Here is a 12,867-nt window from a genome sequence, read left to right on the forward strand (position 1 = left end):
ATTGTTGAAGTAATTGAGGGGCAATATAGCTGCGTTTGAAACATTTCCCTCAACTTCAACAACGTAGGACAACAAGTGAAAAAACTTACTCTGGCAGCACTGATCATCAGCGGTTTCGCAGCACAAGCTCAAGCCCAGTCCAATGTGACCATCTACGGTATCGCTGACGCAGGCTTCGTCGCAGAGCGTGGCGGCGTAAACGGCAGCGTCAACAAGGTGACCAGTGGTGTGGGTTCGGCTTCCCGCCTGGGCTTCAAAGGTGTTGAAGACCTGGGTGGCGGCACTTCCGCCATCTTCACGATTGAATCCGGCGTCAAGATCGACACCGGCGACCAGGACACCGCAGGCGTGTTCGCACAGCGCCAGGCCTTCGTTGGCCTGAAGAGTGCTGAAGCCGGCCAGATCACCCTGGGCCGCCAGTACACCATGCTGTACAACGCCCTGTCGCAGGTTGCCGACCCATTCGGCGCCGGCTATGCTGGCAGCGCCAAGAACCTGTTCCCAACCGGCGGCGTCAACACCCGCCTGTCGAACTCCATCGTTTATAACTCCCCAGTGTTCTCCGGCTTCAGCGTCGATGCACTGTACGGCATGGGCGAACAAGCCGGCGACAACACCGCTGGCCGCCAGTTCGGCTTTGGCGTGAACTACACCAGCAAGGAACTGAATGTTCGCCTGGTGCACAACAACAAGAACAACGACACGGCTGCAGTGGGTGCCACTCCAGCCGTGCGTAAGGACAAAGCCAAGAACACCCTGTTGGCAGCCAACTACGATTTCGGCGTTGCCAAGGTCTACTTCGGCTACGAAAAGGACAAAGGCGCCGGCTCGGCACCACTGCCAGTGGCTAACGCCTACGGCCTGAAAGTTGCACCCAAGTCCTCCGCGGACAGCGCTGAATGGCTGCTGGGCGTAGGCGTGCCAATGGGCGGCGGCACCCTGGTTGCTTCTTACATCCATAAAGACGACAAGCAAAACGACCAGGACGCCAACCAGTTTGGCATCGGCTACCTGTACGCCCTGTCCAAGCGCACCACTGCCTACACCGCGATCGCCAAGATCAAGAACAAGAACGGCGCCGGTTACACCGTTGGCAACAACACTGAAGCGGGCACTGGCGACAAGGCATTCAACCTGGGCCTGCGTCACGCCTTCTAAGCAGTTTTTGTAGCAAGCAGTACCTCTCTCTCTCTCTCGAGGTGATTCATGATCTTTGGCGGGTCTTCGGACCCGCCCTTTTTTTATGCGCCTGCGGGGAGGGGAATGCGGATCGCGATGCGCGTGCCGCCGCCGCCGTCGACGTTCATGGTGCCGCGCAGTGCGGCGACACGTTCGCGCATGCCAAGCAGGCCAAGCGCGTCTGCCTTGGCCATGTCGCCGACAGCAATGCCGCGCCCATCATCCGAAATATTGATGAGCAGTTCCCGGCTGTCGCGCCGGACACGCACTTCGGCAGTGGCGGCTTCCGCATGGCGGGCGATATTGGTTAAAGACTCCTGCACCAGCCGATAGATGGCGGTGCTATAGCGCTCGTCAAGCACCAGGGTCTCTGGCCGCGCATCGAGCAGGCAGCTAATGCCGTGCCGTTTTTCGAACTCGCGCCGCAGCGATTCCAGTGCAAAGTACAAACCGCCTTCATCGAGCGCGCGGGGGCGCAAGTTGCCTGCAATGCGGCGCAGCGAACCAATGGCCGTCACGAGCAGGTTGTCCATGCTGGCCAGGCGCGCCTCGGCATCGGGCGAGCCCGGAGGCAGCTGCTTCAGGAGAGTGAGTTCGACGCGCAGGGTTGCCAGCAATTGCCCCAGGTCGTCGTGTAGTTCGCGCGAGATGTGGACGCGTTCATCCTCACGGATTTCCGCCAGCGCGGAATCTGTGGAGCGACGTCCCTGGACGCGGGTGCGGGGATTCTTCAAAGTTGGCCTCCTGGTGGCTGCAACCACCAGGACACCGTATTACAGCAAGCCGGTGGACGGCTTGATCTGGATCACATCTGCTTGAACAGATGGAGGAAGGAGCGGCTGACTTCCAGCTTATCGGGGCGGCCTTTGATCATAACCAGGTGGCGGCCGCGAATGTCGCGCGTTACGCCTTCGATGGCGTTCACATTGACCAGGGTCGCGCGGTGGATTTGCCAGAACAGGGAAGGGTCCAGCTCTTCGGCCAGGTCGCGCACCGGCTTGCGGATCAGCGCCTCGAATTTATCGGTCTGCACGCAGGTGTATTTTTCGTCCGAACGGAAGAACAGGATTTCCTCGACCGGGATCATGCGCAGGTCTGAACCGATGCTGGCCTGGATCCATTGCAGGTACTTCGGTTTTGGCGCTGCGATTTTCTCGGCAAGCTGGTTCAGGATCGCGGCCATGTCGGCGCCTTGAGCGGCGCTGGCTGCCGGCGAAGACAGGCGACCTTTCAGGCGCTCGACGGTGATCTTCAGCCGCTCCGGCTCCGGTGGTTTCAACACGTAGTCGACTGCGCCGCGTTCGAAGGCTTCCACGGCGTAGGCATCGTAAGCGGTGACGAAAACCACATTGCTCTTGTTGCCGATTTCGGCAGCTGCTTCCATGCCGGTCTTGCCCGGCATGCGGATATCGAGGAAGGTGAAATCAGGTTTCAGTTCGTCGACCAGTTCTACTGCTTCGTCGCCGTTCTTGGCTTCGCCGAGGATCTCCAGTTCCGGCCAGACTTGTTCCAGCCGCATGCGCAGTTGGTCGCGCATCAATCGCTCATCGTCGGCAATAATTGCTGTGGGCATAGTGCTCAATATGTGGAAATAAGAAGTATCAATTATTCAATGGATCGCAGCGTAAGGCAATCGCTTATTCCGAACGCGCCAACTGGTATGGCACCTCGATAATCGCGATCACGCCGCTCGGCTGGTTGGGCTCGATTTTCAGCGAAGCCTGGTCGCCGTGCAGCAGCTTAAGGCGTTCGCGGATATTGGTCAGGCCCAGGCCGGTGCCGGTGCTCGGCTTGGCGCCAAAGCCCAGGCCATCGTCGCTCACCGTCACGCGCAGCTTGCTGTGCGCCACTTCGGCGCGGACTCTCAGGTAGCCGCCCTCCGGCTTGCCTTCCAGGCCGTGCTTGATCGCGTTTTCGACCATCGACTGCAGCATCATTGGCGGGAAGGCGGCGGTGCGCAGTCCTTCCGGCACATCGAAGTCGATGGTGAGGCGCTCTTCCATGCGCATCTTCAGCAGGGCCAGGTAGGCCGCCACCATATCGGACTCGCTGCCGAGCGTGCTGGTCAGCTTGTTTTCACGCATTTGCGGCAGTACCGCGCGCAGGTATTTGATCAGGCTGCGCTGCATGGCTGAAGCGCGCGGCGGATCGGTCTCGATCAGATGCTCCACCGAAGCCAGGGTATTGAACAGGAAATGCGGTTCGACCTGGGCCTGCATCATTTGCATTTTGGCTTCGCTCAGTTGGCGCTGCATGGATTCGCGCTCGGCCGCGGCGTTTGCCACTTGCGCCTCGGCTTCTGCCTTCTTCTTGCCGCCAACCAGCGCTTTCATCGCGAACAGTGCCAGCAAGAGCAGGGTGATGAAGCTGGTGAACCAGGTCGACGCCTGCTTGTGGTAGCGCGAGACTTTTTCTTCGGCTGCACTATCGACAGCCTGCTCCAGTGCGTTTGACAGTTCTTCGCCGATCTGCGGCGGCAGTTCGATATGGACTTCTTCGCCAGGCATTGGCGCCACTGGAGCCGCCGGCGCCGCAGGAGGTTTAGCCCGACTGGCCTTCGGCGCCGGCGGGGCAGGGGGCGTTGGGATCGCGGCATCTGCCGGCTCGGCTGGCATCGCCGGCGCTGCTGCTTCGGCTGCCGCCGCTTCAACAGCATCCGCTGATTCATGTTCATTGGCCGCATCATCGCTGCTGGCTTCAGTGCTGGCTGGCTTCTTGATCTTCCCAGCGCGCGGATTGAAATGGATGCCACTGTCGTCAATCGTGATGTTTGGGTCCGCGTTACCTGATTTTGTACGCTTATGGGAGCGAATCACCATCTCTTCGTCGCGGGAAGGCGAGAACAGCTCATCCTGCAGGATCGATGCTGCGATCATCGACAGCGCCGCAAACAAGAAGAATTTCCACCAAGACAAGTGCGTAACCCAGCCGGTCGTCGCATCAAAGCCGCGGTGGAGCCAGGCTAGGATGGTTTTTGCTGTGTCTTGGGCTTTCGGAGTTGGAAACATGCGCGACTTTCTATTGAATATGGGGCAAGTGTAGATAACCTTGCGCAAAGCCGCTACCGATGTGCGACAGAATGCAGAAATACGGGAATAGAAGAAGGCCCTTGCGGACAGCCGGATCGTTTGCTATAGTTCTGTCCCTCGCAACGCAGCGCTGACAACTCAGCGAAGCGAAACGAGGAAAAGATGGGGTTGACGAGTTATTCGAAACATTGCATAATCTCGCTTCTCTGCTGCAACGAACACAACGCTTCGTTAAATAAAAGCAGCGATCTTTAAAAATCAACAGTCGATAAGTGTGGGCGTTTGACGATATGCCCGGACCTTCGGGTCCGATGCTCAAAATATACGTTATAACGCTCGCACAAAATAAACGTAAATCTCGAAAGAGATTTCGTCAGTATTTTGAGTGAGTGACCTGCCGCAGAAATGCGGCAAAAACAGAGATTGAACTGAAGAGTTTGATCCTGGCTCAGATTGAACGCTGGCGGCATGCTTTACACATGCAAGTCGAACGGCAGCGCGGGCTTCGGCCTGGCGGCGAGTGGCGAACGGGTGAGTAATATATCGGAACGTACCCAAGAGTGGGGGATAACGTAGCGAAAGTTACGCTAATACCGCATACGATCTAAGGATGAAAGCAGGGGACCGCAAGGCCTTGTGCTCCTGGAGCGGCCGATATCTGATTAGCTAGTTGGTGAGGTAAAGGCTCACCAAGGCAACGATCAGTAGCTGGTCTGAGAGGACGACCAGCCACACTGGAACTGAGACACGGTCCAGACTCCTACGGGAGGCAGCAGTGGGGAATTTTGGACAATGGGGGCAACCCTGATCCAGCAATGCCGCGTGAGTGAAGAAGGCCTTCGGGTTGTAAAGCTCTTTTGTCAGGGAAGAAAAGGTCGTGGCTAATACCCACGACTGCTGACGGTACCTGAAGAATAAGCACCGGCTAACTACGTGCCAGCAGCCGCGGTAATACGTAGGGTGCAAGCGTTAATCGGAATTACTGGGCGTAAAGCGTGCGCAGGCGGTTTCGTAAGTCTGTCGTGAAATCCCCGGGCTTAACCTGGGAATGGCGATGGAGACTGCGAGGCTAGAGTTTGGCAGAGGGGGGTAGAATTCCACGTGTAGCAGTGAAATGCGTAGAGATGTGGAGGAACACCGATGGCGAAGGCAGCCCCCTGGGTCAAAACTGACGCTCATGCACGAAAGCGTGGGGAGCAAACAGGATTAGATACCCTGGTAGTCCACGCCCTAAACGATGTCTACTAGTTGTTGGGTCTTAATTGACTTAGTAACGCAGCTAACGCGTGAAGTAGACCGCCTGGGGAGTACGGTCGCAAGATTAAAACTCAAAGGAATTGACGGGGACCCGCACAAGCGGTGGATGATGTGGATTAATTCGATGCAACGCGAAAAACCTTACCTACCCTTGACATGGCAGGAATCCTGGAGAGATCCGGGAGTGCTCGAAAGAGAACCTGCACACAGGTGCTGCATGGCTGTCGTCAGCTCGTGTCGTGAGATGTTGGGTTAAGTCCCGCAACGAGCGCAACCCTTGTCATTAGTTGCTACGCAAGAGCACTCTAATGAGACTGCCGGTGACAAACCGGAGGAAGGTGGGGATGACGTCAAGTCCTCATGGCCCTTATGGGTAGGGCTTCACACGTCATACAATGGTACATACAGAGGGCCGCCAACCCGCGAGGGGGAGCTAATCCCAGAAAGTGTATCGTAGTCCGGATTGTAGTCTGCAACTCGACTACATGAAGTTGGAATCGCTAGTAATCGCGGATCAGCATGTCGCGGTGAATACGTTCCCGGGTCTTGTACACACCGCCCGTCACACCATGGGAGCGGGTTTTACCAGAAGTAGGTAGCTTAACCGCAAGGAGGGCGCTTACCACGGTAGGATTCGTGACTGGGGTGAAGTCGTAACAAGGTAGCCGTATCGGAAGGTGCGGCTGGATCACCTCCTTTCTAGAGTCGGCATCAGACTCAAACGTTCACACTTATCGACTGTTGTAATACGAAGAACAGCAATGTTGGGGCTGTAGCTCAGCTGGTTAGAGCACCGTGTTGATAACGCGGGGGTCGTTGGTTCGAGCCCAACCAGCCCTACCAAACCAATGGGGGATTAGCTCAGCTGGGAGAGCACCTGCTTTGCAAGCAGGGGGTCGTCGGTTCGATCCCGTCATCCTCCACCAAGTTTTCAAACGTAAGCGTAGCCGCTTAGGTTTGAACGCTTAAATGTTCATCGTTCTTTAACAATCTGGAAGAAGTAAAAGTTTTATTAAGCGATATCGAAAGATATTACTTAGGGTAGTAGTAAAACTCATCAAACACAGTAGTAAGTGCTTGTAACTGATAGCCGTCAAGGTTATAGGGACAAGTGAATAAGTGCACATGGCGGATGCCTTGGCGATTACAGGCGATGAAGGACGTAGAAGTCTGCGATAAGCTTCGGGGAGCTGACAAACAAGCTTTGATCCGAAGATTTCCGAATGGGGAAACCCGGCCTTATAGGTCATCACTCACTGAATACATAGGTGTGTGAAGCGAACGCGGCGAACTGAAACATCTAAGTAGCTGCAGGAAAAGAAATCAACCGAGATTCCCAAAGTAGTGGCGAGCGAAATGGGAAGAGCCTGTACGTGATAGTCGTTTGGATAATGGAATAGATTGGAAACTCTGGCCATAGCGGGTGATAGCCCCGTACATGAAATCCAAGCGGTGGTACTAAGCGTACGACAAGTAGGGCGGGACACGAGAAATCCTGTCTGAACATGGGGGGACCATCCTCCAAGGCTAAATACTCGTAATCGACCGATAGTGAACCAGTACCGTGAGGGAAAGGCGAAAAGAACCCCGGGAGGGGAGTGAAATAGATCCTGAAACCGTGTGCATACAAACAGTCGGAGCCTCGTAAGGGGTGACGGCGTACCTTTTGTATAATGGGTCAGCGACTTACATTCAGTGGCGAGGTTAACCAGATAGGGGAGCCGTAGAGAAATCGAGTCCGAACAGGGCGCCAGTCGCTGGGTGTAGACCCGAAACCAAGTGATCTATCCATGGCCAGGTTGAAGGTGCGGTAACACGCACTGGAGGACCGAACCCACTAATGTTGAAAAATTAGGGGATGAGCTGTGGATAGGGGTGAAAGGCTAAACAAACTTGGAAATAGCTGGTTCTCTCCGAAAACTATTTAGGTAGTGCCTCAAGTATCACCGACGGGGGTAGAGCACTGTTATGGCTAGGGGGTCATCGCGACTTACCAAACCATTGCAAACTCCGAATACCGTTGAGTGCGAGCTTGGGAGACAGACATCGGGTGCTAACGTCCGGTGTCAAGAGGGAAACAACCCAGACCGCCAGCTAAGGTCCCAAAGATTGGCTAAGTGGAAAACGAAGTGGGAAGGCTAAAACAGTCAGGATGTTGGCTTAGAAGCAGCCATCATTTAAAGAAAGCGTAATAGCTCACTGATCGAGTCGTCCTGCGCGGAAGATGTAACGGGGCTAAGCCAGTCACCGAAGCTGCGGATATCCGCAAGGATATGGTAGGAGAGCGTTCTGTAAGCCTGCGAAGGTGTCTTGTAAAGGATGCTGGAGGTATCAGAAGTGCGAATGCTGACATGAGTAGCGATAATGCGGGTGAAAAGCCCGCACGCCGTAAGCCCAAGGTTTCCTGTTCAACGTTCATCGGAGCAGGGTGAGTCGGCCCCTAAGGCGAGGCAGAGATGCGTAGCTGATGGGAAGCAGGTTAATATTCCTGCACCGTCGTATGATGCGATGGGGGGACGGATCGCGGAAGGTTGTCTGCCTGTTGGAATAGGCAGTTCCTGGTTCATAGAAGGCGCTTAGGCAAATCCGGGCGCGTAATTCAAGGGACTGGGACGAGCGAACTTGTTCGCGAAGCAATCGGAAGTGGTTCCAAGAAAAGCCTCTAAGCTTCAGTCATACGAGACCGTACCGCAAACCGACACAGGTGGGCGAGATGAGTATTCTAAGGCGCTTGAGAGAACTCGGGAGAAGGAACTCGGCAAATTGGTACCGTAACTTCGGGATAAGGTACGCCTCGGTAGCTTGACCACTTTACTGTGGAAGGGCGAAAAGGTTGCAATAAACTGGTGGCTGCGACTGTTTAATAAAAACACAGCACTCTGCAAACACGAAAGTGGACGTATAGGGTGTGACGCCTGCCCGGTGCTGGAAGATTAAATGATGGGGTGCAAGCTCTTGATTGAAGTCCCAGTAAACGGCGGCCGTAACTATAACGGTCCTAAGGTAGCGAAATTCCTTGTCGGGTAAGTTCCGACCTGCACGAATGGCGTAACGATGGCCACACTGTCTCCTCCCGAGACTCAGCGAAGTTGAAGTGTTTGTGATGATGCAATCTACCCGCGGCTAGACGGAAAGACCCCATGAACCTTTACTGTAGCTTTGCATTGGACTTTGAACCAATCTGTGTAGGATAGGTGGGAGGCTTTGAAGTAGGGACGCCAGTTCCTATGGAGCCATCCTTGAAATACCACCCTGGTTTGTTTGAGGTTCTAACCTTGGTCCGTGATCCGGATCGGGGACAGTGCATGGTAGGCAGTTTGACTGGGGCGGTCTCCTCCCAAACGGTAACGGAGGAGTTCGAAGGTACGCTAGGTACGGTCGGACATCGTGCTAATAGTGCAATGGCATAAGCGTGCTTAACTGCGAGACCGACAAGTCGAGCAGGTACGAAAGTAGGACATAGTGATCCGGTGGTTCTGTATGGAAGGGCCATCGCTCAACGGATAAAAGGTACTCTGGGGATAACAGGCTGATTCCTCCCAAGAGTTCATATCGACGGGGGAGTTTGGCACCTCGATGTCGGCTCATCACATCCTGGGGCTGTAGCCGGTCCCAAGGGTATGGCTGTTCGCCATTTAAAGTGGTACGTGAGCTGGGTTTAAAACGTCGTGAGACAGTTTGGTCCCTATCTGCCGTGGGCGTTGGAAATTTGAAGGGGGCTGCTCCTAGTACGAGAGGACCGGAGTGGACGAACCTCTGGTGTACCGGTTGTCACGCCAGTGGCATTGCCGGGTAGCTAAGTTCGGAAGAGATAACCGCTGAAAGCATCTAAGCGGGAAACTTGCCTTAAGATGAGATTTCCCGGAGCCTTGAGCTCCTTGAAGGGTCGTTCGAGACCAGGACGTTGATAGGTCAGGTGTGGAAGTGCAGTAATGCATTAAGCTAACTGATACTAATTGCCCGTACGGCTTGTCCCTATAACCTTGACGGTTATGTAGCACTTACACAGTGTTTGAGAACACTACCCCCACTTTTACTTCTTCCCGATTGTTGACAAGTCATGCCTGATGACCATAGCAAGTCGGTCCCACCCCTTCCCATCCCGAACAGGACCGTGAAACGACTCTGCGCCGATGATAGTGCTGCAACCAGTGTGAAAGTAGGTTATCGTCAGGCTCTTATTAGAAGAGGCCCGCTAAGCATAAGCTAGCGGGCCTTTTTGCTTTTCCGAGCAGGAGAATCAGCTACATCGCCTTGAACAAGTGTACGAACGCACGGCTGACCGGCAGTTCCTTCGCTTGCCCTTTCATGCGTACGAACAGGCGGCTGGCCTCGTCGCGCCGGGTGCCTTCCACGAAAGCCAGGTTAATCAGGGTGGAGCGGTGGACTTGCCAGAACTGGTTCGGATCGAGCTGTGATGCGAGGTCGGTGATGGTGGTACGGATCAGGTGCTCGCCGGCGGCGGTGGTGACCACCGTGTACTTGTCGTCGGCATGGAAGAACATGATGTCGTCGACCGCCACCTGCGATGTCAGTTCGCCGCGCGCCGCGCGGATGTAGCGCAGGCGCGGTTGCTGGGGCGGCGCCATCAGGCGTGCCAGAGCATCGGCCAGGCGCGCGTCGGGTTGCACGGAGGCGCGCGCCGCCTTGATCCGCTCCAGCGTACGTGCCAGCCTTTCGTTCTTGAGCGGCTTGAGAACATAGTCCAGTGCCGCGTGATCAAACGCCTCGACCGCGTATTCATCATAAGCGGTCACGAACACCACGCGCGTTGGTCCTTCGATTCCCTGAGCCACCTCGAGCCCGTTCATGCCCGGCATCTGTATATCCAGGAACGCCAGGTCGGGCGCGAGCGCAGCGATACGTTCGGCAGCTTCAATGCCATTGCGCGCGACATGCACGATCTCGAGCTCGGGCCATAGCAATGCCAACTGGCTGCACAAGTACTGCGCCAGGTGCGCCTCGTCATCGGCGATCAAGGCGCGCCATGGCGATTGCGTATCCAGTTTAGAAGTCATGGCGGCATTGTAGCCACTCGTCGGCTCGATTGTCGATTCGTCGCTTAGCGCGTGGCGTCGCGTGCGGGTTCTGGAATCCTTCTTTCATCTCAACCAACGAAGAAGGAATGCAATGCCAAAAAATATCGTCCTGATGTCCGCCTTGCTTTGGGCAGTGCCCGCTTTCGCGACCGACAAGGTCATGCCGATCGAACCGCCGATGGTCACCATCAAGGCCGGCGAGTTCATGATGGGAAGCGATCGCAAGGCCAACTCGCAGCCGGTGCATGCGGTGGCCATCAAGTCGTTCAGGTTGGGGAAGTATGAAGTCACTGCCGCTGAATTCCAGCGTTTTGTCGAGGCCACCAATTACCGCACCCCGCGCATGTGCACACAAATGGCGTCGAGGAGTTGGTTTCTCAGCATTCCGGGAGAATATCCTGTGGCCACCACGCTGCAGTCGATGAGCAAGTTCGAACCGGCAACCTGCATTGGCTGGAACGGCGCCGACGCCTATGTCAAATGGCTGGCCAAGGAAACCGGCAAGAAGTATCGCTTGCCGACCGAGGCTGAATGGGAATACGCGCATCGCGCTGGCAGCACCCAGCGCTACTTCTTTGGCAACGACGAAGCCCAGGCGTGCCGCTATGGCAATCTAGGCGACCGCTCGGCCGAGGCTGCGATCCGGCGCGACTTCGGGCTGGAGTCAATGAACCACGTCGGCGTCATTCCGTGCGACGACAAAGCCGAGTACGCCAGTATCGTCGGCATGTACGAACCGAATGCCTTCGGGCTGTACGATACGCTTGGAAATGTCGCCGAATTCCTGCAAGACTGCGAACACGATGATTATAACGGTGCGCCGAAGGATGGCAGTGCCTGGGTGAGCGGAGCCTGCAAGGCGCGCGGACTGCGCGGCGGCACTTGGCACTGGCGCGGTTTCCACGCCTCGATGCGCGGCTTCACGGCGCCTGATTTCATCGGTGGCTTAGAGGGCTTCCGCATCGCCGAAGACTTGGGAGGGGGGCAGGCTTCTAGCGATAAGCCAAGCGCATTCGAAGTGGAGCTGGCGCAGGCACAGCGCATCGAGCGCGAACGGCGCAGCGCTCTTGCGGAAATCAAGCCGCCCAGGAACTGAGCCGTTACACTGTCGCCCCATGACGATCATACAAACCCTGAAATATACGCTGCGCACCTTCCTGGTCCTGAAGAAGGAGCGCGTCGATCCGTGGTGGGCGCGGTTGCTGGTGGGGAGCGTCCTGGGGCTCAGCGTTGCAATGGCATTGATGGGGCTGTCGGTCTTCTTGATGGGCAGCGATGCCCAGGGCTGGATGGCCTCGTCGTTACGCACCAATCTGCTGCTCGGACTGTGCGCGGCATGCACAATGATGTTCATGCTGCGCGGCTTCGAACTGTTGCTGCCAGGCGCGAAGCTCGATGCGCTGTCGGCCCGGCCGGACTGGCGCGCGGCAGCAGTCGTGAGTGTGCTATTGATCGCAGGCATGGCCGTGGGCGTGCGCCTGGGCTATATGCTATTGGGGTATCCGTACAATCTCAACCTTTGGAAGAAGCTGTCTGCTGTCCCCATGGTCCAGCTCAAGTTCTTGATCTTTGCGCTTTTCATTGTGGCAGCGAACTGGATCTGGTGGCTGCTGCGGGCGAAGGAGAATGCGTTGGCACAGCAGGCGGCCGAATCGCAATTGCGCATGTTGCAGGCGCAGATCGAGCCGCACTTCCTGTTCAATACCCTGGCCAATGTACAAAGCCTGATTGCCATCGATGCGCCGCGCGCGCAGTTGATGCTTGAATCGTTTACCGACTATCTGCGCGCCAGCCTCGGCCAGATGCGGGCGAGCGACAGCACGCTGGACGTCGAGCTGGAGACTGCACACAATTATCTGCAATTGATGCAGATCCGGATGGGAGACCGGTTGCGCTTTTCGATCGACGTGAGCGAACAAGCGCGCAAGGCGGTGCTGCCGCCGCTGCTGCTGCAGCCGTTGGTTGAGAACGCCGTGCACCACGGGCTCGAGCCGAAGCTGGAGGGTGGCACGGTGCGCCTGTTTGCCGACGTCAAGGACGGGCAACTGAATATTCGAATCGACGACGATGGGCTTGGATTACATCATGCGCGGCGTCCGGTGCGACTGGGCAGCGGCGTCGCCCTGGCGAATATCCGGGCACGGTTGCACACCCGCTACGGCGCACAAGCCTCGCTGGAGTTGGCCGCGCTGGAAGAGGGAACACGGTCATCGCTTACCTTGCCTTACTCCGGCAGCCAGGCGTTTAAACAAGCTAGCGCTGAAACCGCTGTGAAAGCGGGCTATCGTCAGGCACTTATTGGAAAATCCCGCTAGCCATGTGCCAGCGGGACTTTGTTGTGGAAAAGCATCAAAGTTTTCATT

General features: G+C 56.4%; 7 protein-coding genes, 2 tRNA genes and 3 rRNA genes. 8 read left to right on the forward strand and 4 right to left on the reverse strand.

Annotated elements, in window-relative coordinates:
- Positions 1-75: 75 nt before the first annotated feature.
- Entirely contained in the window at positions 76-1,158 is a 1,083-nt protein-coding gene (locus ACN9MW_RS10940) for a porin (protein WP_426170666.1), read from the forward strand.
- An 83-nt stretch (positions 1,159-1,241) separates the two neighbouring features.
- Here ACN9MW_RS10940 and ACN9MW_RS10945 read toward each other — a convergent pair whose 3' ends face one another.
- From ACN9MW_RS10945 to ACN9MW_RS10955, 3 genes are all read right to left on the reverse strand, one after another.
- The gene (locus ACN9MW_RS10945; RefSeq protein WP_426170668.1) at positions 1,242-1,913 is read right to left on the reverse strand and encodes a sensor histidine kinase; all 672 of its coding nucleotides are present in this window, start codon (positions 1,911-1,913) and stop codon (positions 1,242-1,244) included.
- Positions 1,914-1,984: 71 nt separating this feature from the next.
- Complete coding sequence (locus ACN9MW_RS10950; protein WP_426170669.1) at positions 1,985-2,752, reverse strand: LytR/AlgR family response regulator transcription factor; 768 nt, start codon at positions 2,750-2,752, stop codon at positions 1,985-1,987.
- Positions 2,753-2,816: 64 nt separating this feature from the next.
- Positions 2,817-4,187, reverse strand: a complete 1,371-nt coding sequence (locus tag ACN9MW_RS10955; RefSeq protein ID WP_426170671.1) for a sensor histidine kinase — start codon at positions 4,185-4,187, stop codon at positions 2,817-2,819.
- Positions 4,188-4,633: 446 nt separating this feature from the next.
- On the opposite strand from ACN9MW_RS10955, the gene ACN9MW_RS10960 reads away from it, so the two are divergent.
- The 5 genes from ACN9MW_RS10960 to rrf all read left to right on the forward strand — a co-directional run bounded on the left by ACN9MW_RS10960 (position 4,634) and on the right by rrf (position 9,641).
- Positions 4,634-6,164 (forward strand): 16S ribosomal RNA (locus ACN9MW_RS10960).
- A 67-nt stretch (positions 6,165-6,231) separates the two neighbouring features.
- Positions 6,232-6,308: transfer RNA gene (locus tag ACN9MW_RS10965), tRNA-Ile, on the forward strand.
- A gap of 7 nt (positions 6,309-6,315) precedes the next feature.
- Positions 6,316-6,391 (forward strand) — tRNA-Ala (locus ACN9MW_RS10970).
- A 179-nt stretch (positions 6,392-6,570) separates the two neighbouring features.
- A 23S ribosomal RNA gene (locus ACN9MW_RS10975) occupies positions 6,571-9,442 on the forward strand.
- An 86-nt stretch (positions 9,443-9,528) separates the two neighbouring features.
- A 5S ribosomal RNA gene (gene rrf / locus ACN9MW_RS10980) occupies positions 9,529-9,641 on the forward strand.
- Together the 16S, 23S and 5S rRNA genes with 2 tRNA genes alongside form the textbook arrangement of a ribosomal RNA operon.
- Before the next feature lie 68 nt (positions 9,642-9,709).
- Here rrf and ACN9MW_RS10985 read toward each other — a convergent pair.
- On the reverse strand, positions 9,710-10,483 hold the full coding sequence (locus ACN9MW_RS10985) for a LytR/AlgR family response regulator transcription factor (protein ID WP_426170673.1): 774 nt from the start codon (positions 10,481-10,483) through the stop codon (positions 9,710-9,712).
- 112 nt (positions 10,484-10,595) lie between these two features.
- Here ACN9MW_RS10985 and ACN9MW_RS10990 point away from each other — a divergent pair, with 112 nt between their 5' ends.
- Complete coding sequence (locus ACN9MW_RS10990; protein ID WP_426170675.1) at positions 10,596-11,600, forward strand: formylglycine-generating enzyme family protein; 1,005 nt, start codon at positions 10,596-10,598, stop codon at positions 11,598-11,600.
- Between the two features lie 19 nt (positions 11,601-11,619).
- Positions 11,620-12,819, forward strand: a complete 1,200-nt coding sequence (locus ACN9MW_RS10995) for a sensor histidine kinase (RefSeq protein ID WP_426170676.1) — start codon at positions 11,620-11,622, stop codon at positions 12,817-12,819.
- The last annotated feature ends 48 nt before the right edge of the window (positions 12,820-12,867 follow it).

The organism is Pseudoduganella sp. R-34, assembly GCF_049904655.1.
Taxonomy (GTDB): Bacteria; Pseudomonadota; Gammaproteobacteria; order Burkholderiales; family Burkholderiaceae_D; genus Rugamonas.